Here is a 26,693-nt window from a genome sequence, read left to right on the forward strand (position 1 = left end):
GGCCCGTCGCCCCGCCGTCGTTCGGCCCACCGTCGTCCGGCCCCGGGCCGGTCGCCCCGCCGTCGTTCGGCCCACCTTCTTCCAGCCCACCGTCGTCCAGCCCGCCCTCGTTCGGCCCGCGGCCGTACGGCCCGGCGCCGTCGGCTCCGCGTCCGTTCGGCCCGGCGGAGGCCGGTTCGGGCGGCGGTGGTCCGGTGGACGCGGCGCTGGGTGGTGTGCGCGCCGACGACCTCGTCGGTGTCCGTCCGGACGGGTCGGACCGCGCGGACCTCGGCGGAACACCGGCCGGCGTGAACGGAACAGGCCCCGGCGCTGCCGTCAGCGGCGAGCGGGCGGGCCCGGGCCTCGACAGTCAACCGCCGCGACCTCCGGCGGACGGCGGCGCCGAGCCGGCGTGGCCCGACTCCGACGACCCGGGGCAGCGCGGCGTCCCGGCCGGCGACGAGCAGCACGGGCCGGCCGAGGGCACGGCGCCGGTCGAGTTCCTGCCCGCCAACACGGTCGAAGAGGACCTGCTGGCCGCTGCCGGCGCCGGCAGCACGGACACGTTCCTGTCCACCCTGCTGCTGGCCCGGGTGCTGCTGCCGGCAGCACCGGACTCGGTGCGCGGCAGCCGCCCGGGTGACCCGGGCTTCGTCTGGCGTACCGCGCAGTTGGACGGCGAGACGTACGTGGTGGTCTACACGTCGCCGGAGCGTCTGGCCGACCACGCCGAGGGCGATGTCGACATCGTCCGGGTGAAGTTCGCCCAACTGATCCGGCGCTGGCCGGACGAGGACTGGTCGTTCGCCGTCAACCCGGGCACCCCGGTCGGCGCGAAGCTGCCCGGCGAGCAGATCGTCGCGCTGGCCAACTGGGCCGCGGAGGTGGGGCTCGGCGACGATCTGGAGGTGGACGCGGAGGAGCCGCCGGTCGCGGCGGAACCCGCGGCCCGCCCCCGGTACGCGCCGGCGGCGGTCGACCCGGCCCGACCGACCGTGATGCAGAAGGCGATCGCGCCCAGTCAGCTGGCGTACTACCTGGATCGGGGGTACGACCGGGTCTCCGGCTTCGTGCACCGGGCCGGCGAGCTGGCGCACCTGACCACGCCGGCTCAGTTGTACGACGCGCTGGGCCTCAGCTACCCGGGTTCGCCGTTCGCCCGGGACGCCGAGGAGATCTACGTGCTGCGCTGGCCGGCGCACCGGCCGAGTCTCTACCGGATTCCCTACGGGGGTCAGAACGAGCCGGCGATGCGGGCGATGGAGGGCTGGGTCATCGAGCGCCCGCCGTTCCGGGGCAACGGCTTCGCGCCGGGCGAGAGCAGCGACGTGGTGGCGGAATTCAAGGTGGACAGCGCGCGGCTGCCGCACGGCGCGCAACTCTGGCGGATCGGCGCGGACGGCTCCGAACGGGTGGTCGCGGTGCTCGACGCGGACGCGCTGCTGTGGCGACGGGCCGGTGAGGCGTGATGCGGGACGGCTACGTGGCCCGTTGGCAGGGCCGGGAATACCAGGCCAGTCCGGACGGCGACGACATCCGGCTCTACCAGCCGGAGCCGGGTGAGGGCTTCGAGGAGGTCCGCGCCGGCCGGTACGTGCGGGTGCTGCCGGCGAGCGACGTCGACGACCTGGCGTACGTGCGGACCACCTGCACCTGGCAGGGGCAGCCGTTCATCGTGCTCGGTGAGCACGACGCCTGGCTGCGGGTGGAGTACACCGGTGGCCGCTGGCCGGTGGCCGAGGCGATGCGCCTGGAGGTGTTCGACTTCGGCGTCTATCAGGGCTGGGCGCCGGCGGCCGAGGTCACCGACCTGCGGGAGCAGCGGCTCTGACCGGTCAGGACTTGGCCCAGCGCAGGATCTCGCCGAGCACCAGCTCCGGCGCCTCCAGGTGCGGAAAGTGCCCGACCCCGTCGAGCAGCCGCCACTCGTACGGTGCGACGACGTACCGACCGGAGCCCAGGGCCGTACGCGGCAGGGCGGCGACATCCAACGCGCCGTGCAGTTGGAGCGTGGGAGTGACCAGCGGCTTCTGCATCAGGCGGACGAACCGGTAGCCGTGCAGCCGCAGCAGCGAGCGGAAGGCCCAGCGGTATCCCTCCAGCGCGCAGAACGCGGCCTGGGGGATGCGCATCGCCTCCCGGCACCGCTCGGCGTACGCCTCGAAGTCCGGCCCGGCCACCCAGCGTGGCCCGCCCCAACGGTGCAGGATCTCCGCCACGCCCGCCGCGCCGTCCCGGGTCAGCACGTGCTCGTAGCGGGGCAGTTGGAACTTCAGCGCCGGGGTGGAGGCGGCGAACTGGCCGCGTGGGTCGGCGAAGATGGCGGCCCGCAGCCGCAGCGGGTGTGGTGCGCCGAGCACCACCAGCCGGCGGACCAGCGACGGGTGGAACGAGGCCACCGTCCAGGCGACCATGCCGCCGACGCCGCTGCCGACCAGGGTCGCCGACCGTTCGCCGAGCGCGCGGATCAACCCGGCCATGTCGGCGGCGAGGGTGTATCCGTCGTACCCCCGGGGTGGCTTGTCGCTGGCGCCGTAGCCGCGTAGGTCCACCGCGACCGCGCGGAAACCGGCGTCGGCGACCGCCGGCAGCATCCGGTGCCACGCCCACCAGTGCTCGGGGAAGCCGTGCAGGAACAGCACCATCGGCCCGGTGCCGGCCTCGACCACGTGGAATCGGGTGCCGTTGGCGCCGACGAAGCGGTGCGTCCACGGCCCCTCGGTGAGGACACAGGACTCGTCGACGGCTCCGCCGCGCTGGTCGGTCATGGCAGACAGCCTAGGACCCCGGTCGTCCCCACCGGCCCTGGTGGTCGCGTTGAACAGGGAGAAGCCCGGGTTGTCCCCTACCGACACGAGAGTCCGGGCCGGCGGTCTCCCGACCGCCGACCCGGACCCTGGACGGGGCCTAGCGCAGGTACGTGCTGAACACCCGGTTGGCCACCGCGTCACCGGTGCTCAACCCGGCGTCGGCGTCCCACTGGTAGTGCACGCCCAGGAAGACCCGGCTGCGGGCGTTCTCGGTCGCCGCGGCGCTGAAGCTGCTGAACGAACGCGTGACGCCCGCCGCGTTCGGGTCCTCGGTGGTCGCCACGAAACCGACGGCGTCGGTGCCGTAGTACCGCTTCATGACGCCGGCCCACGCCCCGGCGAAGGTGGCGTGGCCGGAGACGTACGCCGGGAACGGCGGGGAGAACCGGGTGCCGTTCCGGTCGACGGAGAGCGGGCGCCAAGCCGGGTTGGGCACCGTGGCGGAGTTGCCGTCACTCTGCGGCTCGGCGATCGCCGACTCGGGTCGCCACAGGTCGATGCTGGTGTTGTACTTGGCGTCCCAGGCGGCGATGGCGGCGTCGGCCATGGCCATCGCGACGAGGGCGAAGAGCCGGGGCGTGTCGGTGGTCCGCTGGCTCGCCACGATCTGGGTGTGCTCGAAGAGCTGACCCGGGGGCTTGTAGGTGCCGCTGACGTCGTTGGCCCAGAAGAAGGCGAGCTTCGTCTGGTCGGCGTTGCGGTCGGTCGCCGGCGCGGTGGCGGAGCCGAGTCGCTTCACCTCGTTGACCTGGGCGGCGTACGCGCTGCTGGTCAGCATTGCCGACACGGTGCTGAAGCCACCCGGCAGCGGCGGGCGGAACTGCGAGCCGGAGGTGAGCGCGAACGGCGTCACGTTGCCCCAGTTGGGGCCGACCGCGGCACCGGATCCGGTCGGGCGCCACTGCCCGGCGGCCTCGCTGGCGGTGTAGCCGGCGTTGTTGGCGGAGCGGTCGTTCGCGCGGGCGTTGATGATGTTCTGGGCGGCCGTCTCGCCGACGCTGCGGCTCCAGCCCTCGGGCCCTGGTTCGCCGATGGGTGGATCGGCCTGCCGGGCCTCGTTGTACTTCGTGGTGAAGTAGGCGCTCTGGGCGGGGAAGACCGCGCGGAGGACGTCGTGGGCGGCGATGTCGAGGTTGGTGTCCCGGTCGTAGCTGAAGTTGGGAATCGGGGACACCCTCGCGAGGTAGGGCGTTCCGCTCCTGCCCAGCGAGATCGAGGTGTCGTACATCGCCAGGTGCATCATGGCGCCGGCCCGGGACAGGGTGGTGGGCGGCCCGTTGCTGGTGCGGAACGCGTCCAGCAGCACGTCGTTCCAGTAGACGACGTGGTCGAAATCCGGGGGGATGGCGCTGGCGGGCGTGGGAGTGACGACCCCGCCGCCGACGACAACCGCTGCGAGCACCGCGATGGCTCGCCCCAGCCGTGTTCTCTTGTTCAATGTGGTCCCTCTCCCCGTGCGTGGGCCATAGGATCTCTATCGGCCAACGTCGATCATCTGGGCCCGGGGCGGTCACGGAGAAGGGCGAAGCGGTAGCGTTCCGCAAGTTGCAAGGTCAGATCCAGCCGCGGCGGGCGGCGGCGATGCCGAGGGTCATCCGGTTCGAGGCGCCGAGCCGCTCGGCCAGTAGCTCGAAATGCCGCCGCACCCATCGGGGGCTGCGGCCCAGGCTGCGCGCGATGGCGTCGTCCTTGGCCCCCTGGGCGGCCAGCCGGAGGATCTGCAACTGCACGTTCGACGGCGCCTCCCCGGACGTCGCCGAGGCGGTGCCCAGGGGCTGGGCCTGTCGCCAGAGACTGTCGAAGTAGTGGGCAGCCAGGCCCACCAGCGCCGGTGCGCGCAGCACCCAACCAGCCGACCGTGCGGCGCCGCCGGGCGCGATGACGGCCACCTCCTCGGAGATCACCATCGAGGTGGGTGCGGCGGCGACCACCCTGATCTGGCGCCCGGGGCGGGCGGCGCCGTCGGCGTGGCCGAGGCCGCCGGGCAGTTCGAGGAGCCGCCGATCGAGGATTGTCCGGTGCCATCGGTCCATGGCCAGCTCCGGGCCCGCGCTCGTCGGCTCCGGCGGCATCCCGTGCAGCAACCGGCAGTCGTCCGGCGCCTCGGCGGTCAACCGGCCGGCGAGCCGCGTGAACTCCGCCCAGTCCCGGACGATGTCGTCCCGGCCGTGGGCGGTCGAACTCCGATGCTCCTCCAGCCGCTCCAACTGGGCGTACTGGTCGATCAGTCGGTGTTGGGCGCGGACCAGTTCCCGCTGACCGGCGGCGAGCATCAGTCGCAGCTCCATGGCCGACACCGTGGCGGTGTCGAGCGGAGAGGAATGCACCCCCCAGAGCGGGTCCGTGCCGCTGCTGTCGGTCTCCGACCAGATTCCACCTGACAAGCCTGACCACCCCCGTGGACGTTGCCGAGGCGGCGGCCGGCAGGCCGGTCTGCGGTGCGGTCGGCGCAGGGCGTCCGTCCACCTTCGGACATCGACGATCGTGGCTGGACTGCTGCTGCCTCGTCAAGAGGCCGTATCGCCGTTGACGCGCGGGGAGCCGGTGTGCATGGCGTGTGCAGCTTGATACCGAGAGTCAGGGTTCGAGTGGTCGCGTCAGCGCGGGACGATGCTCGCGGGAACGCCCGGCCCGCAGTTGATCCGGACCGATCGAGCGCTGATTCGCAGGGTGACGAAACTTCCCTGGGCGAGGGCGCCGGCGTCGGCTCCGTGCAGGGCGTATTCGACGCCGTCCTCCGAGACGAACCCGTAGCAGGGGCCTGAACCGCCCCGCGTGACGTGGCCGGCGACCAGGTTGGTGGGCAGGAGGTCGCTCGGCTCCGTCGGCTTCCGAGGCTTCGGCGGAGTGCCGAGAGACGGCGGGACGGTGCGTGACAGGGGCGGTGTGGTGAAGCGGCCGGACGGGGGCACCGGCGACGCCGGGACCGCCGGCGTGGACTCGCCGCGGGTGGTCGGTGCGGTGCTGGTCGACGTCGCGGCGCTGGTCGGGGTGCCGCTGGCCGAGGTCGCGGCGGTCGGGCTGCCCTCGTCCGCTCCGGCGCAGGCGGTCAGGGGCAGCAGGAGGAGAGCGGCGAGGCCGGCCGCCGGCAGGGTGGCGCGTGACGGAAGGGGCACGGTCATGGGACGTTCCGGCAGGTCACCTGGTTCCTCCGTCGGCCCCTGCAAAAGGGCGACGCCCGGGCAGGTGACCTGCCCGGGCGTCGCTTGGTGGTGCGGGATCAGTTGAAGCGGACCTTCATCGAGGTGCCGTCCTGCTCCAGAACCTTGATCTTGACACCGGCTGCGGGGAGCTTGACGCCGTGGTTCGGCAGCTCCTCGTAGAAGTACTTCTTGGTGTCGTCGAACAGCGGCTCCGCAGCCTGGCCACGGATGTACTGCGGCTGGCTGTTGAGGTGCAGCGTGAACGAGTCGGCCTTGTTGAGGCTGAACGGTGCGTCGTACATCTGGACGCGTGCACGCCACGGCGCACCGGTCAGGTTGTAGATCGGGCGCGGGTGCGCGTCGATGTACAGGTTGCGGCCCTCACCCGGGTGACCACCCGGGTTGGACGGCGACGCCGGGGCCGTGTTGTTGTCGTTCCAGCGGGTGTTCCAGTACGAGATGAGCAGACCCTCCTGGTACGCGTAGTGGTCCACCCAGTCCGGGCGGGTGTTCGCGTAGCCGAAGAAGTACGGGCCGGTCTTCAGGTACTTGTCGTACGAGACGTACGAGCGGTTGCCCGCGATGTAGTAGTTGTCGAACAGGCGGGTGTAGGTCGCGCCAACGACCTCCCAGCCGCCCAGCGCCCAGCCGGCGTCCGTCTCGGCACCGTCGCTGAGCACCGTCTGGCCGTCGGCCGTCACCTTGATCGCGTCACCGAAGAAACCACCCTCGGAGACGCCACCGTCGGTGACGTAGTGCAGGCGAACCTGCGCGACCTTGCCGGCGAGCGCGTTCAGCGGGATGTTGATGTCCGCCCACGCGCCGTTGCTGCTGCCGTCGAGGGCCGGTCGCCCGGCGCCGTCGACGCCGATGGACTCGCCGTTGACGGTGCCGTCCAGGTCGACCCAGGTCTGCCCGCCGTCGGTGGACCCCTCGAAGTAGAGGTAGTCGTACCCCTCCTCGATGGCGTACTTGCCCTTGAGGGACATCGCGGCGGACGACTTGCCGGTGAGGTCGAACGTCCTCGTCATGGAACGGTTGAGGTCGTCGTCGTTACCCGAGAAGTACTGCTTCGAGCCTTCGAACGGTGCGCCGTAGTTGAAGGTGTACTCCCGCTGGGGCAGCACCACCACCGCGGCCTGCGCCTTGGCCGAGTTGTACTCCTGCGGCCCGAGGTCCAGCGTGCGCTTCTGCCCGGCCACGATCACCTCGTAGTCGAGCCAGCCGAGCTGGAGCTTGTTCCACGCACCCAGGTCGCCACCACGGTCGCCGATCCCGACGTCGTTCTTGGCGCCGAGCCGGCTCTGGGCCATCAGGGTCCAGTGCTCGTTGCTGTTGTCCGCCGGTCCGTAGTCGTCCGGCAGGCCCAGGTCGTGGCCGTACTCGTGGTAGAAGACGCTCCGGCCACCGTTTTCCGGCTGGATCGTGTAGTCGCGGATCCAGACGCCGGTGTTGCCGATCTGGGTGCCACCGATCGGGAAGTTCGGCGGACCGACCGGCGAGCTGTTGAAGGCCGACCAGCGGTGGCTCCAGATGGCGTCCTCACCCTGGTGCGGGTCACCGTCGGCCTGGTCGCCGCCGGAGTGGACGATCTGGAAGTGGTCGATGTAGCCGTCCGACTCGTTGAAGTCGCCGTCGCCGTCGAAGTCGAACCGGTCCCACTGGTCGTAGGACCGCATCTCCTCGGCGATCTGCGCGTCCGTCCGGCCCTTGGCCTTCTGGTCGGCGACCCACTGGTTGGCGGCGTCGGCGATCAGGTTCCAGGTGTTCGAGCAGACGTTGTCGCCACAGACAGCGGGGTCGCCCGTCGGGTCGGCATCGGCCTTCGGGTCGTCGGAACGACCGTAGCGGGCCTCGTTGTACGGCACCTTCACCCAGTCGGTGACCATGCCGTTGACGGTGTAACGGCCCGAGGACTGCGCCTCGTAGTACTGCTTCAGCGACTCGTCACCGGGGTTGGTGCCGAAGTAGAGCTGGCGGAAGTGCGCCGGGCTGAAGTCCGGCTGCCAGATGGTGGAGTTGTCCACGGCCCGGTTGGGCTCGGGGATCTGGTTGTGCAGCGGCCCCTCGAACGTCGTCGGCCCGGCGATGTCCGAGTTCATGTCCTTGTCCGGGTAGGACGGGTGGCGCTGGTTCCCGAACTCGGCCAGGATCACGAAGATCTTGTCGGTCTGCTCACGCTTGAGCTCGACGTACTGGTCCTTGGACTTCTTTGCGCCGGCGAAGCTGCGGGCGCTGGTGCCCGTGCCGTTCGTCTCGCCGACCTTGACGACCGTGCTGCCATTGCGCTCGATCGGCTTGCTACGCCCGCTCAGCACGTCGCTGAGACCCTGCTGACGCAGCTCGCGACGCTTGTCCTCGAGCTTGTCGGGGAGTTCGTCCTTCAATGACTGCGGTTCGGCGGCGGACGGAGCTGCTGCCGGCAGTTTGGGCTGAGGCGCCGCCGAGGCGGACGGGCCGAAAGCCAGGCCTGTCGCCGTCAGTGAGAGCCCGAGCAGACCCACTGCGACTTTGCGCACGTGGTACCTCCGGTGTGAGGGAACCCGGCCCTACGGGGGTACGGGCCGGTGACAGATCGATCCCACTAGTGGGACCAATGGTGAACATAGACACTGCCGGGACGGGTGGGAAGATGCACGCGTCGATTTGTTGCAAGATTTTGTTGGGAATGCTTTTCACCGTCACACCCCTGCGCTTCATCAGCGCCGCTGACCAGGATGGATCGGCCGACGGCCATTTAAGTGACGCATTTCGATCAACGTGATCGGGCATACGACAGTGGGGCCGGCGGCGTCTCCGCCACCGGCCCCACCGACACCGCTGTCGTCAGTTACCGATTCGCACGACCATCTCGCTCGGTCAGTTCCTCGCCGGGGTGACGTACACCATGGCGGACGAGTTGTCCCGTGCCGTCTTCTTGATGGTGAGCGAAACCCCGTAGTTCACGCCCTGGTCGCCGGGGTTGCCGGTGCCCAGCACGATCGCGCCGCCGCCCAGGGTGACGCCGTAGAACTCCGGCGCCGGGCTGCCGTCCGGGTGGGTCACCCGGGTGGTGTACGGCGCGTTGTTCCGCGACGGCACCACCACCGAGGCGTCGTTGTCCCGGGCGTACGCCGCACCGTCCCGCATCTCGATGCCCGGGTACCAGGTCTTGGCATCGGTGAAGGCCTTCACCGGCGCCTGCGCCTTGAACTTCGTGCAGTACGCGCTGTACGGCTCGTCCGCCGCCTCCAGGCACTCCGTGAAGGGGTACGTCTTGTTCAGCGAGAAGGCCGCGTTGGCCGACTGCGGACGGCTGGGCAGGTTGTCCGTCACCGACGGGTCCTTGACGGCCGCCTCGCCCGTGCGACGCAGCGGGTCGAAGTGCGAGTCGACGATGAGCAACCCGCCCTTCGCGCCGTAGCTGGGCAGCGCGGTCATCTGCCCGGTGACGTGGTTGACGTCGCCGAGCGCGGTGTCCCGGTACCACACCAGCATGCCCGGAGCGTTGTACGAGATCCGGTCGACCTTCCACGCGTCGTGCGAGTAGATCGTGTCGTAGGCGTACTTCAGGCCCTTGTCGAAGCCGTCGAAGTTGCGCCACTCCGCCAGGTAGAACTGCGCGTGGACCTCGGTGCCGCTGGAGACCTTCCAGCCCCCGCCGGTGGTGTCGACGAAGGTGCCGCCGGTGGCCGTCCAGCCGTTGGCGCCGCCCTCGACGTCGTCACTCCAGGTGGTGGCGCCACCGCCGGTGACCGAGAAGTCGTCGACGAACCAGTTGCGCTCCTCGAACGCCTCGTCGGTGGCCTGGCGCAACCGCAGCTGCACGGTCGTGCCGGCGTACGCCGACAGGTCGACGTAGTCGTGCCGCCAGCCGTTCGTGCTGCCGGTCAGGCCGTACTTCTTGCCGCCGAAGTCGTTCATCCGACCGTTCGGGTCCGGGTAGCCGTCGGGCGTGGTGACCACATTGCCGGCCTCGTCGTACACCTTCTGCTCGGTCCAGGACGTGCCGCCGTCCGTCGACAGCTCGACGAAGCCGTAGTCCCAGTCCTCCTCGATGATGTAGTTGTTCCACATCCAGAACTTCGAGTCGGCTGCCGCCGGCACGTCGACCGAGCGGCTCAACTTGACGTCGGCCCACTCCTGGTCGTTGTTGCTGTGCCACATCTTCGTGCCGCTGTGCGGCGTGGCCAGCGTCGTCACCTTGTCCGGCAGGTCGATCTTGATGCCGTCCTCGGAGTCGATCGGGGTGCGCGACGTCTGGCCGAGCTTCACCTCGCGGGGGTTCGAGCCCGGGCTGATGGTCCGCGGGTCGGCCCAGCCGAGCACCCACTTGTCCCAGATGCCCATGTGCGTCGGCAGCGCCTGGAAGATCTCACCCGAGTGCGAGCCCGAAGCCATCAGGTCCCAGAAGTCCACGTCGGAGTCGGCGTTGCCGGACGTGTCGTAGAGGTCCGGCAGGCCCAGGTCGTGGCCGAACTCGTGGGCGAAGACGCCGACACCGGCGTCCTCGGGCTGCACGATGTAGTTCGACGCCTTCAGGTTGGTGCCCGGGATGGTGTAGCCACCGGCGACCGTGGAGGAGTGCGCCCACACGGCGTACACACCCTCGGCGCCGCCACCACGGGACTTGCCCTGACCGGCGTGCACCAGCACGAGGTGGTCGATGACGCCGTCCGGCTCGAAGACGTTGCCGTCACCGTCCCGGTCAGCCTGGTCCTCGATGTCGTAGTCGGCCCAGGGGAAGTTCGGGTCCTTCGCGACGAGCGCGTCGATCGCGTCGGTCGCCAGGCGGCCCGCGCCGGCCGGGTTGTCCGGGTGGCCGTTCATCGACTGCTCACGGCCGGGGACCCAGGCGCCGGTCTCGTCCTGGAAGCAGCGGTTGGCCGCGTACCAGCCCTCCGAGTGCGGCACAGTGATCCACGGGCTGGCCTGCCCGTCCACCGTGTACGCGTTCTTGGACATCTCCAGGTACATGTTGTGCATCGTGCGACCGGACAGGTCGATGCCCTTCTTACCGTCCGGGCCCCGCAGGTCGGTGCGGACCCGCTCGGTGATGCCCTTCTTGCTGTAGAGCATCTTGTTGTAGTGCGACGGCGAGAAGTCCGGCACCCACATCGAGTTGTTGTCCTCGTGGGGCAGTCTCGACGGGTCCGGGATCTTGTTGTGCTTCGGGCCGTTCTGGACGGTGCCGGGGACGCAGGTGCGGTCCTCGAACACCGTCTTGGGGACCATCACGCCGGTGAAGTCGTCGTTGGCCTTGTCGTTGAACTCCACCAGCAGCGTCAGCAGCTTCGCCGTCTGGGTGGTCGGCGCCTTCTTGAACTTGCGGGGGTTCTGGCCCGTCTTCAGCGACCTGGCCTCGTCCTTGGCCAGCTGCCGCGCGGTCACCGGGTTGCCCCGGGCGTGCTTCTGGTCGAACTCGCGCGCGGATTCGACCGCAGGGGTGTAGACGCCACTCTTGCCCTTGACCTCACGGCCGGTGGTGTCCGGCTGCACCTCGGGTTCGGCGTAGTTGATGTAGTGCTCGTCGGCCCCGATCACCGCCCGGGGGGTGGCGGACGACGTCTGGGCTGCCGCGCTGCCGGTCACGGTCAGTGACGTGGCCGCGAGGGCGATGGCGGGCAGCGCGACGAGTAGTCGTCGTCGCGTCCCGGACTGCGGTTTGTGGTTCATGCCGCTCCATTTCTCGGGCATGGGGAGGAGGACGTTGGGGTGTCCGACCATCGATGTGATGACGGTCGAACTGTCCCAACCTGCGTGAACCTAAATCACAATCCGCCCGAAGGACAGAGGCGGCCCGCCGCGTGTGTCCGTTCAGCCTCTCCGGACTCGTCCGACTGACCGATGTGACGCTGGTGGGGCGGCGTGCGGCGTACCCGTAAGAAATGACGGAGGGTGGCGGTCCGCTCGGACCGCCACCCTCCGGTGTGTACGCCTGCCGTCAGTCCTCGTCGGACTTCGCGCCACTCATCCCGGAGGAGATCAGCTCCATCACCGACGAGTCCTGCAGGGTGGTCACGTCACCGAGCGACCGGTTCTCCGCCACGTCGCGCAGCAGCCGGCGCATGATCTTGCCGGAGCGGGTCTTCGGCAGCTCCGGCACCAGCATGATCTGCCGCGGCTTGGCGATCGGGCCGAGCGTCTTCGACACGTGGTTGCGCAGATCGGCGATCAGCTGCTCACCCGCCGCACCGGCGATGTCGGTGGTGCCGCGCGGAATGGCGAAGGCGACGATCGCCTGGCCGGTCGTCGGGTCGGTCGCGCCCACCACGGCCGCCTCGGCCACCGACGGGTGCGACACCAGCGCCGACTCCACCTCCGTGGTGGAGATGTTGTGCCCAGACACCAGCATCACGTCGTCCACCCGACCCAGCAGCCAGATGTGCCCGTCGTCGTCCTTCTTCGCCCCGTCACCCGCGAAGTACATGCCCTCGAACCGGCTCCAGTAGGTCTCCAGGAACCGGTTGTCGTCACCCCAGATGGTGCGCAGCATCGACGGCCACGGCTCCCGCAGCACCAGGTACCCGCCACCGCCGTTCGGCACCGACTGGCCCTGGTCGTCCACCACGTCGGCCGCGATGCCCGGCAGCGGGGTCATCGCCGAACCCGGCTTGGCCGCGGTCACCCCGGGCAACGGCGAGATCATGATGGCGCCCGTCTCGGTCTGCCACCAGGTGTCCACGACCGGCAGCTCATCCCGGCCGATGTTCTGCCGGTACCAGATCCACGCCTCCGGGTTGATCGGCTCGCCGACGCTGCCCAGCAGCCGCAGCGAAGACAGGTCGAACCCGGCCGGGATGTCGTCGCCCCACTTCATCATCGTCCGGATCAGGGTCGGGGCGGTGTAGAGGATGGTCACGCCGTACCTGTCGACGATCTCCCAGAACCGGCCCTTGTTCGGGGTGTCCGGGGTGCCCTCGTACATCACCTGGGTCGCGCCGTTGGAGAGCGGCCCGTACACGATGTAGGAGTGGCCGGTCACCCAGCCGATGTCGGCGGTGCACCAGTAGACGTCCGTCTCCGGCTTCAGATCGAAGACCGCGTGCGTCGTGTACGACGTCTGCGTGAGGTAGCCGCCGGTGGTGTGCAGGATGCCCTTCGGCCGTGCCGTGGTGCCGCTGGTGTACAGGATGAACAGCGGGTGCTCGGCGTCGAACGGCTGCGCGGTGTGCTCGGCCGACGCGGTCTCCACCGTCTCGTGCCACCAGCGGTCCTTCTCCGACCACGCCACCTCCCCGCCGGTGCGGCGGACCACCAGCACGTGCTCCACGGAGGGGCAGTTCGCCACCGCCTCGTCCACGGTCGGCTTCAGCGCCGACGGCTTGCCCCGCCGGTAACCACCGTCCGCGGTGATCACCACCTTGGCGCTGGCGTCCTGGATGCGGTTGCTCAGCGAGTCGGCGGAGAAGCCGCCGAAGACGACGCTGTGCGCGGCGCCGATCCGGGCGCAGGCCAGCATCGCGACCGCCGCCTCCGGGATCATCGGCAGGTAGATCGCCACCCGGTCGCCGGCGGTGACCCCCAGGTCGGTCAGCGCGTTCGCCGCCCGGCAGGTCAGCTCGTGCAGTTCGGCGTAGGTGATGGTGCGGGTGTCGCCGGGCTCGCCCTCCCAGTGGATGGCGACCTTGTCGCCCCGGCCCGCCTCGACGTGCCGGTCCAGGCAGTTGTACGCCACGTTGAGCTGCCCACCGACGAACCACTTGGCGAACGGCGGGTTCGACCAGTCGAGCACCTCGTCCCACTTCTTCGACCAGGCCAACCGGTCCGCCTGCTTCGCCCAGAAGGCGAGCGGGTCGGCGGCGGCCTCGGCGTACGCGTCGGCGGTGACGTTGGCGTGCGCGGCGAGCTCGGCCGGCGGGGGGAACTGGCGCGTCTCGTTCAGCAGATTGGCCAATGCCTCGCTCATGCCGTGACTCCTCGTCCTCGGGTGACCTGCGTCTCGCTGGGCACGAGGGTAGTCGTGGGGCTTCCCGCAGGCGACCGCTGCCCGCTCCCTCGCGCCGAGCGGCCCCCGCCGCGCGCCCGACGGCCGTCGCTGCCCTGATCGCGGTGCCTGCGCTCGGTCGGGGTGCCTGCGCTTGGTCGGGTGCCTGCCCTTGATCGACACGAGGTCGGCGATGTCGCGGTATCCGGACGGGTGGGATGCCCCGACATCGGCGATCTCGTGTTGACCATGTCCGCGGCCGGCCGGGCCTCCTGGGTCGGTGGCCCGGGTCGCGTCCGCGGCGGGTGCGGCCCGGACGGCTGGGGCGGGTCGCTAGCGTGGCGGGGTGACCACCGACCCGCTCGCACCGCTGCTCGCGCTCGCCGACATCGCTCCCGCCGTCGAGCGGGCCCGCGAGCGGTTCGACCAGGCGCTCGGGCACCGCGCGCTGCGTCGCCACGGCGGCCAGGTCGCGGCCGAGGTCAGCCTCCGCTCCGCGGTGGCCAGCGCCGCCCTCGAAGGGGTGGTCCACGAGCGCGAGGCGGTCCGCGCTGGCACGGTCACCGATCCGGTGCTCCAGGGGGCGCTGCGGGTCGCTGGGGCGCTGCCCGGGCTGAGCGAGCTCTGGCCGAAAGCACCCCGGCAGGCCCTCGCGAAGCTGCACGTGCTCGCGGCCCGGGACCTGGTGCCGGAGGGCGAGCTGGGCCGGCCGGTGACCGATCCGGTGGTCGCCGCCCGGCTGGACGGTCTGGCGGGGCTCGTCGCCGGCGGCACGAAGGTCTCCCCGCTGGTGCTCGCCGCCGTGGTCCACGGCGAGCTGCTGAACCTGCGCCCGTTCGCCGGCCCGTCCGGCGTGGTGGCTCGCGGTGCCGCGCGGCTGGTGCTGCTCGCCAGCGGCCTCGACCCGCGCGGCCTGCTCGCCGTCGACGTCGGTCACCGCGAGCGGGAACCCGAGTACGTCGGCTCGGCCGGCGCCTTCGCCACCGGTACTCCGGACGGGCTGCGGTCCTGGCTGCGCCACTACACGGCGGCCGTGGAGGTTGGCGCCGACCAGCTCACCACCATCGGCGACGAGATCCTCGCCGCCGCCTGAACGGCGATCAGTCCCGCCGTGTCGCCCGGTTGACCTTGGCTTGCAGCGCCCGGCGGGCGATCGGCCCGAGGTCGTCGACGATCTCCAGGAGGAGCGCGAGCTGATCGAGCGCGGCCATCGCCTGGTCGGCGCCCGCCGGGTCCACCCCGTCGTAGAGTTCGAGCCCGATGAACGCGGCCGAGACGGCACGGGCCAGGCCGGGCACGTCGGCGACCTCGGCGAACGGGGACCCGGCGAGCAGTCTCCGCAGCACCGCCTCGATCTCGTCCACCCAGAGCTGCAGCGCCCCGGCCGTGGGAGCGGCCATCCGTTGGTCCGCCTGTGCCCCCGCCAGCATCTGGGCCAGGAAGGTGACGTTGCCGAGCTGGCGTTCCTCCTCGTGCAGCGCCCGCCCGACGGCGAGCAGGTCGCGCAGCGAGCCGGCCGAGGCCAACCGTGCCGACCAGTGCTCGACCCGCTCGGCGGTGCTGGCCCGGCAGGCCGCCGAGAGCAGGTCGTCGACCGTGCCGAAGTGGTAGAAGACCAGGGCCTGGTTCACTCCGGCGGCGGCGGCGATGGTGCGGGCGGAGACACCGGCGATGCCGTGCTCGCGGATGGCGGCGATGGCGCCGTCGAGGAGACGCTGCTTGGTGTCGGACATGGCTCTCCTCTCAGGCGGGCCGGGTGCGGCGGTGCGATCATCGCATCGGTGACCAGTTGGGCCAGCCAGGTAGCCCCGGGCAGCCGTAGGGTCCAGCCGACCACCGCCCAGCCGAGGTGGACGTGTTCGAGCGCGCGGGCGACGGCGGCCACCCCCCGTTCCTTGTGACCGTCGCCGCCCACGTACTCCGCCCGCCACAGCACGCGTTCGTGTTCCCGGGCCGGTCGTATCCGCAGCCCGACCGGAGGCCGCCGGGCCAACATCCGCCAGGTGGCCGCGCAGGGTCCGCAGTCGTCGTCCAGCCAGAGCACCGCGGGCGACCCGGAGGAGTACGGCCGCCAGCGAGGCCACCAGTCGCGCACCTGCCGCCGGTACGACCGCCACGAGTCGCCGTACCGCATCCGCAGGTCGTGGTGTTCGTGCGGCCCGGCCACGGCCGCTCCGAACGCCCCCGCCGACACCGCCGCCAGGACCAGGGTGACGCTCCGGGTGACGGCGGCGGTGCACAGCAGCAACACCACGGCAGTGAGCTGCATCGGGTTGGCCAGGTAGGCGTACGGGCCGGTGGTGACCAGTCGACGTGGCGGATCCCATGGGTACGGCGTGCCGCCGCCCCGGACGGCGAACTCCGCGACGGCGGCCAGCGCCGGCGTGGCCGCCAGCAGGGCCAGCTGCGCCACCACCAGCAGTCCGGTGCGGCCCAGCCCGGTCAGCCCGGCCCACGACCCGTCGCCGAATTCGAAGGCCAGGCTGGGCAGGAACCAGAGCAGCAGGGCGGTGAAGACTCCTACCTGGAGTAGCGTCCGCGCGGCCAGGTGCCGGCGGTCGGCGCAGAACCGCCCGAGCAGTTGGGCGGGCAGGGCCACCGCGAGCAGCCCGACGACCTCCCCGACGAGCCAGTGCGGGCCGAGGCGGACCAGCGGGTGCAGCGCCGGCATCGCCACCGCGTCGATCCAGAGCAGCAGACCCAGCGCGACGGGCAGCGGCAGCACCCGGCGCAGCAGCACCGGCAGCGGACCCCAGAGGGCGGCCCAGCCGATCCACAGGTCCACCGGCATTCCCCGGTACGCGCCGTCGACCGGCGCGAAGGCGTACCAGCCGGCCAGGCGGGCGACCTCGTGCAGCGCGGCGATGCCGATCGCGGCGGCCAGGAACGCCAGCAGCCCCGCGGCCCGACCGGACCGGTCCCGCTCCCGGGCGCCGACGGCGAGCACGGCGAGAAGCGGCAGCGCCAGGCTCAGCCAGCGGGCGGCCGTCACTCCAACGCCAGCATGTCGAGCAGGTGCCCGACCCCGGCACCGAGCAGCACCTGCTGTAGCGGGCCGAAGTACCAGGACGGGTCCAGGCCCCGTGTGTAGTCGACCCGAACCCGGACCTCGGTGTGCCCCGGATCGATCGCCCGCCAGCTCAGCTCCGCGTGCCGCCAGGTGAACCAGCGCGCGGTGATGGAGCTGTCCTCGACGAAACGGAAGCCAACCCGTCCCGGTGCGACGTTCTCCACCTCGGCGAGCAGGTGGCCGCCCGGGCCGTGCGCGCTGCCGTGGTAGCCGAACATCCACCGGTCGCCGAGGTCCAGCCCGTCGCCACTGACCTGGCCGGGCGTGGGCACGCCCAGCAGGCGCAGCGGAGCCGACCGGACGGCGGTCGGGCGGGGGCCGGTGGCGAGGCGCTCGGCCACCCGGTCGACGGGGAGCCCGACGACCCGGGCCACCTCGACCGTCTGCTCCGGGTCGAGTCGGGGAGCGATGCCACTGCCCTCCAGGCCGGGCAGGAGCAGCAGCGGCACGGCCACGATCGCGTACGCCCGGTTGGCGTCCTTCAGCGCGCGGATCAGCGCGGTGGCGCCGTGCGCCACGGCGTAGACCAGCGGGGCAGCCAGGAGTACGCAGATCGCACCCTCGTGCAGCGCCACCGCCGCCACCAGCAAGGCCATCGTGGTGGCCGCGAAGACCCTGCCGTGGGCCGTTCGGCGGGGAGTGAGCGCGAGGGCGGCGGCCAGGAGCACCGGGAGCGCCACGAAGAGCACGGCGCTGTCGGCGTGACCCTGGCGGACCACCCCGACGAAGACGACCACCCCGAAGAGCGTGATCAGACCGGCCAGGACCCAGTGCGCATCCGTCCGTTCCGGTGTCGATTCATCGTCGTGGGTCATGCGAACCTCCCCGTGTTGAGCAGTCGCTCAAACGGAGCATACGGCTATTTGAGCGACCGCTCAATCCGGTGTCCAAGTAGGAGCGCGCACGGTGCTGGTGGCATGGGCGGCACGTGCCGTCGCCCCGGCGACGGGTACCCCGAACGGAGACCTGTGGGAAAGGTTGGTGCGACCCCGGCCGGGTCAGGCGCTGGCGGCGGCGCGGGTCCGACGGTGCCGGCCGTACCAGGCGATGCCGATGGCCACGCCCACGCCGACCCCCAGCGCAGCCGCGGCCACCGGGACGGCGGGCCGCTCCCGAAGCCGACGACCCAGCGGGATCGGGTGCCGGAACTCCAGCACCGGCCAGGCGTTCTCCGAGGCCAGCTTGCGCAGCTGCCGGTCCGGGTTGACCACACTCGGGTGGCCGACGCACTCCAGCAGCGGCCGATCGCTGTACGAGTCGGAGTAGGCGTACGAGTCGGCCAGGTCGTAGCCCCGGGCGGTGGCCAGCTCGCTGACCGCCTCGACCTTGCTCGGGCCGGCCGCGTAGAACTCGACCTCGCCGCTGTACCGGCCGTCCCGCACCGCCATCCGGGTGGCGATCACGTCCGTCACCCCGAGCAGCGCACCGATCGGCCGGACCATCTCCTCGCCCGAGGCCGAGACCAGCACCACGTCACGACCGGCCGCCTGGTGCTCCACGATCAGCGCGGCGGCCTCGGCGTACACATAGGGGTTGATCAGCTCGTGGAGCGTCTCCGCGACGATCTGGCGGACCTGTTCCACCGGCCAGCCCTTGCAGAGCGCGGCCAGGTAGTCCCGTGTTCGGGCCATGGTCTGCTCGTCGGTGCCGCCCAGCCGGAACATCAGCTGCGCGTACGCCGACTTGACCACGTCACGCCGGGTGATCAGCCCGTCCCGGTAGAACGGCCGACCGAACGCCAGGGCGCTCGACTTGGCGATGACGGTCTTGTCCAGATCGAAGAAAGCGGCACTTCGGCCCACGGCGCGAAAGTCTAGCCGGATGGTCTATGGTCGGCGGGTGCCCGGGGTCAGGCCACCCCTCGGACCTGCGGGCCGGCGCCACCACCTCCGCTCAGCGTGATCACGCTCACACTCCGCAAGGAGATTTTCGCAGTGAGTGGAGTGGACACCACTCGACGTGACGGGCCCGCTCAGGCAGACTTGTCCGCACGACGAGCTTTCATATCTCGGAAAACAGACAGACCCTCGGCGGTTGCACCCCCCGTGACCGCTGAGTGGTTCGGCTCGACCCCCCCGGAGCCGAACCTTCGACGACCCCCGTCTCCCCCCGACGGGGGTCGTCCCTTTCTGGTGGGAGCGCGCCACCGCAGCTCACAGGTCTTCCTCCGACGACCCACGTCAGTCCTGGGCACTCACCCCAGCGCAGCCCGGCCCCGGCGGCGGTGGAGACGATGGCCCGGTGCCGGGGTGGGACGGCGGGCAGCAGCCGGCCGAGGAAGTCCTCCCGGCTGTCGGCGAATGTCGGGTCGGTATGGGGTGTGGGTGAGTAATCATCTGGCACCTGCGGTCGGCTGCCACATGATGCGCTCGTAGCAGACGAGGGCGGCGAGGACAGCGGTGATCACACCGAAGGCGCCGAGGGCGGGCAGGCTCCGGGCGACGGGAAGCAGTGCGAGCATGATGCCGGCCGCGACGATTTGGGCGCGTGGGCTGTGTCCGACGGTGAAACGGAGGAACAGGCCCCGGCCGATGAGGTAGACGACCGGGCCGCCGAACAGGGCTGCTACGGGGGTCCAATCCAGCGGCGCCCCGGCAGGATGCTGCGACGGGTGGGCCAGGTGCTCGAGGACGAGTTCAATGCCCAGGGCCAGGTAGATGATCCCGGCGATGAGCGGGAAGTGGGCCAGGCTGTAGGCGCTGATGGCAGGCCGGACGCGGTCGTGTTCGGGAAGGCGCGCCAGGGCCTGTCCGGCCGGTGCGGCGGCGTTCTCGAAGTACAGCCACCACAGGGTCGTGGCAATGGCCACGGCGAGCAGTGCGGCGATCAGGACCGGCCAGTGGGTGACCGCCGATCCGGCGCCAGCGCCCACCGCGATCAGCGACTCGCCCAGGGCGATAATCAGTAACAGGCCATGCCGGTCGCACAGGTGGCTAGCACTGCGCAACTGAAATCGGTCTCTGCTGAACGCCGAGGCGCACGCGGTACCGAGGCAGTCGATGAGGAACGCTGCAGCCCACAACAGCGTTTGTGTGGCGCCGCCGAGCAGCGCCCCGAGCAGCAGCGGAATCCAGCCCCCCGCGATCGGGATGGCATAGCGGAAGCCGGGCGCCGGGATTCGCGGGTTAACGACGGCCACGTGCCAATTGAGTAGGTAAAACGCGGCCCGGATCACGATGTACGCCACCGCCACCGTCAGCGCTTCGGACACCGTCCACCTGTCGTGCCCCCATGCGTACGGGATGACCAAGCCGGCCACGAACATTGCGGCCATCACCACTACCAGCCCGGCGCGGACCAGGCCCACGTCGGCGCGGACCTGGTTGGCCAGCCAGGCGAAGGTAGTGAAGGGCCACCACAGCAGCATCAGGAACACCAGGCCCTGCACCAGGACGAGCGGCGTCGGCGACCCTGCCATGAACGTGGCCACGCGGATGAAGGCGAACGCGAACACCAGGTCGAAGAAGACCTCAAACGGGGTGGTGGTGCGTTGGGCCTCGCCAATCGGCACCGGTCGCCGAATCCCCAAGATACGCCCCATAGACGTATCTTCCTACTCATCCGGCAAATACGGACCCGGACGCCTAAGATGGTGCCAGTCCACCAATGGTCCACAGCCGAGACGTCCCCAACGGTTCGGGCGGTCTCCGTCGTCGACGCACCGCCTGGAGCGGTTATGGACTCGATGGCCCTCAGCGTGCTCATCGGGGCGCAACAGGAAGCGGAAAGCGCTGGCGGATCTTTGATCGTGCGCAATCCGGGCGGTTCAGTAAATTGAGCGCCTGGTTCCATGGCCGGAAATCCAACAAGGGCTTGCCGCCAAAGTTGCTCGGCAGATCTGCTCTACTTGCGCCCGACAGGGCCATATAGACCACCGAGGCCTCACGCAGCAGAGCCGTACAAGCTTGTGTTTGCTCCTCTAAACGCCACTGATGACGGTAGGACTGCTTCGAAATGATGCCACCGACCACGGCGCCAAGTAGGTCGCCGCGAGGGTAGAGCAGGCGGCCAGCAGTAGTTCCCAAGGAAAGCCACCGCCGTTTGACGTCATGCCGGCTCTCCTCCAATCGCCTAACGCCTGCTGTCAGCACGTCCCATGGTGCAGATCATGGCGACGCGGTGCCGCATAGGTGTCGGCAACTGGACGGCTTTGTCGCCGACCTCCGCGACTAGGTGTCGCCGGAAGCGATTGCGGCGATCCAGCTGACCTCGAATGGGACGTCAGCGGACCCAGCAGCCCGGAATTTGAAAGGAAGAGGCGCCGGCAGCCAGAGGCAGCGCAAGCCTCAACGCGCGTTGGTCCGGAACGTCAACCGACGAGGCCTCGCCCCTGCTCGCCGACGAGTTCCGCCACGGGCTGACACGAGCCGATACCTTGAGACCGCATCCTCCCGACGGGGGTCGTCCCGTTCCTGTGGGAGCGTGGTCAGAGGCGCGGTAACTCAGCAACCCGAGGTCACCGAGGACCTCTCGGACACAGGTGGGAAGAAGATGCCCGCTCCGATCGAGCATGTCGACAAGATGCAGGACCACTGGTGGTGGCGGCCCGGCTGGCAGGTGGGCCGTCACTTCTACGCCTGCCATTTCGCCCTCGGGGACCATGCCGAGCTGGCGGAGCTGGTGCGGAGCTACCAGGAGGCGCTACGAACGTTTCCCGGCCTCGACCTCATCCCCTCCACCTGGCTTCACCTGACGATGCAGGGGATCGGCTTCCTCGACGACCTGACCGACGAGCAGGTCACACGGTTGAACCATGGGATCCGAGAGCGGCTCGCCGGGCTCTCCGCGCCGGTCGTCACGTTCCACCGGCCCGTCGTTCGTGCGGAGGCTGTCTACCTTCTGGCCGATCCACCGGCCCCCATCGCGGCGGTGCGTGAGGCGGTGCGGGAGGTGCTCGGTCAGGTTCTCGGCGAGGACAACGCGGAGTTGGCGCCGCCGCAGAGTTTTCGACCCCATGTGAGCGTCGCTTACTCGAACGCGGCCCAGTCAGCCGAACCCATTGCAGCAGCGTTGGAGCAGGTTGCGGCTGAGCCTGTCGTGGTGCGCCTCGACCACGTGGGTCTCCTTGAATTTCACCGCGATCACCGGATGTACGAGTGGACCCGGTCGGAGCGGGTGCGCATCGGGCGCTGAGCAACGACGGATGTTCAATGCCGGCCCGCCACGGCTGACGGCCCTCCGCCGACGGCATCGAGGCTGGTTCCCAGCAGCCGATGGTCACGACGGGCGTACGCCCAAATTCCGTTGAACAGCGAGGCTGCCACTCCGAGCGCGAGGCCGTAGAAGACGACAGCGGGCTGTTGCCCATGCCCGCCGTCACCGCCCAAGGCCGAGACACAGGACCCTGTTGAACGCGCAGCTGGGCGGGCGTGTCACCCAACACCCCGGGCGCACTCCATTGAGGCGGAGCGTCGGCCGGACAGGCCACGCACGTAGCAGATCAACTTGCGCGTCGGGCGTTGTCCACAGCCCGCGGAGTTATCCACAGGCAGCGTGACCGGGGCGGTTTGCGGGGCCGATCCCGAGCAGGGTCGGCGACACACCCGAGCCCGACCGCTGGAGGCCGCGATGCCGCCCCGTACCTCCGTTCCGCCGATCCGTCGACTACCGCTGATCGTCACGGGGGACGGTGACCTGCTCGACGACCTGCTCCGGCTCGCCGCCGCCGGCGGCACCGAGGTGGAGCTCGCCGCCGACCCGGCCGCCGCCCGCACCCGTTGGCTACCCGCACCGCTGGTGCTGCTCGGCGCCGACCAGGCGCAGTCGTGCCTGCGAGCCCGGCTGCCGCAGCGACCCGGGCTGGTGCTGGTCGGCCGGAACGGCCAGCTCGATCCCGGCTGGCAGATCGCCGAGCTGGTCGGCGCCGAGCACGTCGCCACCCTGCCCGCCGCGGAGCCGTGGGTGGTGGATCGGTTCGCCGAGCAGGGCCCGGACCGGCCGGACGGATCCGGCGCCCGGATCGTCGCGCTGCTCGGTGGGCGGGGCGGCGCCGGGGCGAGTGTGCTCGCCGGCGGGCTCGCCGTCACCGCCGCCCGGGCGCGGCTGCGTACCCTGCTCGTCGACGCCGACCCGCTCGGCGGCGGCCTCGACCTCGTGCTCGGCTGGGAGCAGCTGGACGGGCTGCGCTGGCCGTCGCTCACCGGCGCGGACGGGCGGGTCGACGCCCCGACGCTGGTCCGGGCCCTGCCCAGCCGGGGCGACCTGGTGGTGCTCTCCTGGGATCGCGGCGACCTGCTGGCCCTGCCCGCAGCGGCGATGGCGGCCACCGTCGACGCTGCCCGGCGCGGCCGGGACTTCGTCGTCGTCGACCTCCCTCGGCAACTGGACGACGCGGCCGTGATCGCGTTGCAGGCGGCCGATCAGGCGTTCGTCGTCGTCCCGGCGGAGCTGCGCGCCACGGCGGCCGCCGCGCGGGTGGTGGCTGCTGCCGTTCCGCACTGTGCCGCGCTCTCGGTGGTGGTGCGCGGTCCCGCTCCGGGCCACCTGCGGGCGACGGAGGTGGCGCGGGCACTCGGCCTTCCCCTCGCCGGCACGCTGCGTCCTGAGCCGGGGCTCTGCCGCGGCCTGGAACGGGGCGAGGCGCCGGCCGCCGCCGGCAAGGGACCGCTCGCCACGCTCTGCCAGCGGATCGTCGCCGACCTGACCGGCGTGCCCGCGACGGGTGCGGCATGACCGGCCGGCCGGAGGACCGCACTCTCGCCGCCCGGGTGCGGCAACGGATCGCCGCCGACACCACTCCGGTCACGCCGGCGGCCATCGTCTCTGCGGTGCGGGCCGAGCCCACCACCGCGGTGCTCGGTGACACCGCCGTGCTGCGGATCGCCGACCGGGTCCATGACGACCTCGTCGGCGCCGGGCCACTGGCGTCGCTGCTGGCCGACCCGGAGGTGACCGACGTGCTGGTCAACGGCACCCGGGTCTGGGTCGACCGCGGGACGGGGTTGCACCAGGTCGCGGTGCCGGTGGGCTCGGTGGAGGATGTCCGCCGGTTGGCGCAGCGACTGGTCGCCAGCGCTGGACGGCGGCTCGACGACGGCTCCCCGTACGCGGACGCGCGGCTCTCGGACGGCACTCGACTGCACGCCGTTCTGCCCCCGGTGGCGACCGAGGGCCCCTACCTGTCCCTGCGGACCTTCCGGCACCGCCCGTTCACCCTTGACGAGCTGGTGCGCCAGGGCACCGTGCCGCGACCGGTGGCGCCACTGCTCGCGGCCGTTGTGGCGGCCCGGCTGGCGTACCTGGTCACCGGCGGCACCGGATCGGGCAAGACGACGTTGCTCAACACGTTGCTCGGATTGGTCCCGGCCACCGAACGGATCGTGCTGGTGGAGGACGCCTCCGAGTTGCGTCCGGGGCATCCGCACGTGGTGGGGCTCCAGGCGCGTACCGCCAACGTCGAGGGGACGGGAGTGGTCAGCCTCGGCGATCTGGTCCGGCAGGCGCTGCGGATGCGCCCGGACCGGCTGGTGGTCGGGGAGTGCCGGGGCGGTGAGGTGGTCGACCTGCTGGCCGCGCTGAACACGGGCCACGACGGGGGCGCCGGCACCCTGCACGCCAACACGCCATCGGACGTACCGGCCCGGCTGGAGGCGCTCGGCATGCTGGGTGGGCTGCCCCGCGCCGCCCTGCACGCCCAGGTGGTCGCGGCGTTGCAGGTGCTGCTTCAGGTACGACGTGGTGACCGGGGACGGGTCCTGGAGGCGATCTGCCTGCTGCTCCCGGAGGGGCCCGACCGGGTGGTCTCCGTGGTGCCCGCCTGGGTCCGCGGTCGAGGGCTCGGGCTCGCCGCCCGTGCGCTGGCCGCGCTGTTGCGGGACCGCGGCGTGGCGGCGCCGCCGATCCTCAGCGAGCCGTGGCCCGGATCGGCGGGCCCGGCATGACCAGCGGGACGGTGCTGGTGGCGGCGCTGCTGCTGGCGGCCGCGGCCCTGGTGGCCTGGCCGGTGCAGAGCATCCGGGCCCGCCGCCGGCGGGTGCTGACGCCGACGGTTCGTGACAACACGCATCCTGATCCGGACGACGCGTTGGTGGACTGGATCCGCGACCTCGGTCGTGGGCTGGACGTTCCGGCCGACGGGTTCGGCGCTCTTCCCTCGTCGGGCCACCAGCCGCCCGCGGCCCCTAGCTTCGGCGGCGGGCGGACGCTGGTCGGCTGGTCCACCCGGGACGCCAACGCCGGTCAGCCCTGGCGCAGAGGGGCGGGCGGGTCGGTAGGACCCACGCGGCCCGCGGGTCCGGCACGTCCGCCGACTCGGCGTGACCCCCGGGGTCCGGCCGGCACCGCCCGGGCAGTGACCATCGCGCCGGACGTCGAACGGCGCGCCTCCACGTCCGCGCCACTGATCGAAGAGGGCGCGGTGGGTCGGGTCGACGTGCCCAGCGTGGCGACCGTCGAAGGTCGCGGGGCCGTTGACCCGATGGCCCCGACCGTTGACAGGTCCGGCGGGAAGCGGGCCCCGGGCACGTCGATGCGTCTCCCGCGATCGCAGGCACGAATGCTACTGCTGGTCGGCCTGATAGGGGCCGGTGTCGGTGTCGCGTCCGCCGGTCCGGTGGCCGCCGTCGCAGTGGGCGGCTACGGCGCGCTGGCGATGCGCGCGCTGCTGCGCTGGCGGGCGAACCGGCACGCCGAGCGGATCCGGCGGCGGGGGTTGGACCAGCTCTGCGGTCTCGCGGCGGATCTCAGGGCAGGCCTGCCCGTTCCGCCGGCCATCGAGATCGCCACCGGAACGGACGGGCCGGACCGACTCGCCCAGCTGGCGTCGGCGGCGGTGCGGCTGGCGGACCGTACCGGCGCGCCGTTGGCGGAACTCGTCGAGCGGATCGAGGCGGACGCGCGGGCGACCGACCGAGGGCTGTCCGCCGCCGCGGCGCAGGCGGCCGGGGCGCGGGCCACCGCGTGGTTGCTCGCGGCCCTGCCGATCGGCGGGATCGGGCTCGGTTACGGGATCGGCGTGGATCCCGTGGCGGTGCTCCTGCACAGCACGGTCGGCGGGGTCTGCGCCGTTCTCGCGGTCGTCCTGCAGGTCGTCGGTCTCCTCTGGGCCGAGCGGCTGGGTGCGACGCCGGGGCGGGCCGGCTGATGTCCCGGGCGGTGGCGGACGCCCGGTGGAGGGCGCGGACCGGCTCCACGGTCAGTCCGGGAGCGGGCGCAGCGCGAGGCCGGCGACGGCCGGACGCGACCCGGCTCGCCGCAGGTCTGGGCGGGCTCGCCGTGGCCGTCGTCGTCGGAGGCTGGTTCGGGCTGCTTGGTGCGGTCCCGACCGCGTTCCTGCTGGACCTGCTGCTGCGACGGATCGAGGCGCCGGCCCTGCGCAAGCGACGACTTCGAGAGGCCGCCGACCTGCCCCTCGCCGCCGACCTGCTGGCCGCGGCGATGCGGGCCGGCGCCCCGGTGGACCGCTCGGTGCTGGCCGTCGCCGAGGCGTTGGACGGCCCGCTCGCCAGCCGGCTGGCCCGGGTCGGCCGCACGCTGCTGCTCGGCGGTGGCCCGGCGGAGGCCTGGTCCGCGCTGCACGGGGTGCCGGGCGCCGAGCGACTGACCGCGGCCGCGTTCCGCTCGGCCAACAGTGGGGCCGCCCTGGCCGGTGCGCTGACCCGGCTCGCTGACGACCTGCGCGCCGACCGGGCCACCGCAGCCGAGGCGTCGGCCCGCCGCGCCGGCGTGCTCATCGTCCTGCCGCTGGGGCTCTGCTTCCTCCCGGCGTTCATTCTCGCCGGCCTGGTGCCGGTGATCGTCGCCGTGCTCGGCGACGTGCTCTGACCCATCGAGAAAGGAAAGGC

21 protein-coding genes are annotated in these 26,693 nt (G+C 71.3%); 8 read left to right on the forward strand and 13 right to left on the reverse strand.

The features are described 5' to 3' along the window. Positions 1-1,451 (forward strand): SseB family protein (locus EAD89_RS10980; RefSeq protein ID WP_199733474.1); only part of this gene is annotated, 1,451 nt, incomplete at its 5' end. Next, entirely contained in the window at positions 1,448-1,813 is a 366-nt protein-coding gene (locus tag EAD89_RS10985; protein ID WP_121655354.1) for a hypothetical protein, read from the forward strand. The genes EAD89_RS10980 and EAD89_RS10985, both read left to right, overlap by 4 nt. A gap of 4 nt (positions 1,814-1,817) precedes the next feature. Here the strand turns inward: EAD89_RS10985 and EAD89_RS10990 are convergent, their stop codons facing one another. The 7 genes from EAD89_RS10990 to acs form a co-directional block, all read right to left on the reverse strand. Further along, a complete protein-coding gene (locus tag EAD89_RS10990) occupies positions 1,818-2,750 on the reverse strand; it encodes an alpha/beta fold hydrolase (protein WP_121675620.1) in 933 nt (310 codons plus the stop codon). A gap of 139 nt (positions 2,751-2,889) precedes the next feature. Next, entirely contained in the window at positions 2,890-4,230 is a 1,341-nt protein-coding gene (locus EAD89_RS10995; protein WP_199733475.1) for a vanadium-dependent haloperoxidase, read from the reverse strand. A 115-nt stretch (positions 4,231-4,345) separates the two neighbouring features. Beyond that, on the reverse strand, positions 4,346-5,080 hold the full coding sequence (locus EAD89_RS11000) for a helix-turn-helix domain-containing protein (protein WP_147458788.1): 735 nt from the start codon (positions 5,078-5,080) through the stop codon (positions 4,346-4,348). Between the two features lie 309 nt (positions 5,081-5,389). After that, complete coding sequence (locus tag EAD89_RS31010) at positions 5,390-5,914, reverse strand: hypothetical protein (RefSeq protein WP_233578493.1); 525 nt, start codon at positions 5,912-5,914, stop codon at positions 5,390-5,392. 98 nt (positions 5,915-6,012) lie between these two features. Next, positions 6,013-8,439, reverse strand: coding sequence for an immune inhibitor A domain-containing protein (locus EAD89_RS11010; RefSeq protein ID WP_121655351.1), 2,427 nt, complete (start codon positions 8,437-8,439; stop codon positions 6,013-6,015). A gap of 355 nt (positions 8,440-8,794) precedes the next feature. Further along, positions 8,795-11,590 (reverse strand): immune inhibitor A domain-containing protein, encoded by a 2,796-nt coding sequence (locus EAD89_RS11015; protein ID WP_121675622.1) that lies wholly within the window; start codon positions 11,588-11,590, stop codon positions 8,795-8,797. Between the two features lie 268 nt (positions 11,591-11,858). Then, positions 11,859-13,823 carry an acetate--CoA ligase gene (gene acs, locus EAD89_RS11020; RefSeq protein WP_121675623.1) on the reverse strand — a complete coding sequence of 655 codons (1,965 nt, stop codon included), beginning with the start codon at positions 13,821-13,823 and terminating at the stop codon, positions 11,859-11,861. 364 nt (positions 13,824-14,187) lie between these two features. Between acs and EAD89_RS11025 the strand changes: the two genes are divergently transcribed. Further along, complete coding sequence (locus EAD89_RS11025; protein WP_121655348.1) at positions 14,188-14,934, forward strand: oxidoreductase; 747 nt, start codon at positions 14,188-14,190, stop codon at positions 14,932-14,934. A 7-nt stretch (positions 14,935-14,941) separates the two neighbouring features. On the opposite strand, the gene EAD89_RS11030 is transcribed toward EAD89_RS11025, so the two are convergent. From EAD89_RS11030 to EAD89_RS30245, 6 genes are all read right to left on the reverse strand, one after another. Further along, complete coding sequence (locus EAD89_RS11030) at positions 14,942-15,574, reverse strand: TetR/AcrR family transcriptional regulator (RefSeq protein WP_121675624.1); 633 nt, start codon at positions 15,572-15,574, stop codon at positions 14,942-14,944. Continuing rightward, complete coding sequence (locus tag EAD89_RS11035) at positions 15,469-16,833, reverse strand: methyltransferase (RefSeq protein ID WP_121675625.1); 1,365 nt, start codon at positions 16,831-16,833, stop codon at positions 15,469-15,471. The genes EAD89_RS11030 and EAD89_RS11035 overlap by 106 nt, the downstream gene beginning before the upstream one ends. Then, entirely contained in the window at positions 16,830-17,726 is an 897-nt protein-coding gene (locus tag EAD89_RS11040) for a hypothetical protein (RefSeq protein WP_121675626.1), read from the reverse strand. The genes EAD89_RS11035 and EAD89_RS11040 overlap by 4 nt, the downstream gene beginning before the upstream one ends. 183 nt (positions 17,727-17,909) lie before the next feature. Beyond that, a complete protein-coding gene (locus EAD89_RS11045; protein ID WP_121655345.1) occupies positions 17,910-18,713 on the reverse strand; it encodes an HAD family phosphatase in 804 nt (267 codons plus the stop codon). A 530-nt stretch (positions 18,714-19,243) separates the two neighbouring features. Next, complete coding sequence (locus EAD89_RS11055; RefSeq protein ID WP_158610728.1) at positions 19,244-20,422, reverse strand: low temperature requirement protein A; 1,179 nt, start codon at positions 20,420-20,422, stop codon at positions 19,244-19,246. A 190-nt stretch (positions 20,423-20,612) separates the two neighbouring features. After that, a complete protein-coding gene (locus tag EAD89_RS30245) occupies positions 20,613-20,882 on the reverse strand; it encodes a hypothetical protein (protein WP_147458789.1) in 270 nt (89 codons plus the stop codon). 520 nt (positions 20,883-21,402) lie between these two features. On the opposite strand from EAD89_RS30245, the gene EAD89_RS11060 reads away from it, so the two are divergent. The 5 genes from EAD89_RS11060 (at position 21,403) to EAD89_RS11080 (ending at position 26,673) form a co-directional block, all read left to right on the forward strand. Next, positions 21,403-22,044, forward strand: coding sequence for a 2'-5' RNA ligase family protein (locus EAD89_RS11060; RefSeq protein ID WP_147458790.1), 642 nt, complete (start codon positions 21,403-21,405; stop codon positions 22,042-22,044). 435 nt (positions 22,045-22,479) lie between these two features. Further along, a complete protein-coding gene (gene ssd, locus EAD89_RS11065) occupies positions 22,480-23,583 on the forward strand; it encodes a septum site-determining protein Ssd (RefSeq protein ID WP_121675629.1) in 1,104 nt (367 codons plus the stop codon). Beyond that, entirely contained in the window at positions 23,580-24,791 is a 1,212-nt protein-coding gene (locus tag EAD89_RS11070; protein ID WP_121675630.1) for a TadA family conjugal transfer-associated ATPase, read from the forward strand. Before ssd ends, EAD89_RS11070 begins: the two co-directional genes overlap by 4 nt. Continuing rightward, on the forward strand, positions 24,788-25,993 hold the full coding sequence (locus EAD89_RS11075) for a type II secretion system F family protein (RefSeq protein WP_121675646.1): 1,206 nt from the start codon (positions 24,788-24,790) through the stop codon (positions 25,991-25,993). Before EAD89_RS11070 ends, EAD89_RS11075 begins: the two co-directional genes overlap by 4 nt. Beyond that, positions 25,993-26,673, forward strand: a complete 681-nt coding sequence (locus EAD89_RS11080; protein WP_233578495.1) for a type II secretion system F family protein — start codon at positions 25,993-25,995, stop codon at positions 26,671-26,673. Before EAD89_RS11075 ends, EAD89_RS11080 begins: the two co-directional genes overlap by 1 nt. Positions 26,674-26,693 lie beyond the last annotated feature (20 nt).

It is taken from the genome of Micromonospora sp. BL4 (genome assembly GCF_003667505.1).
Classification (GTDB): Bacteria; Actinomycetota; Actinomycetes; order Mycobacteriales; family Micromonosporaceae; genus Micromonospora.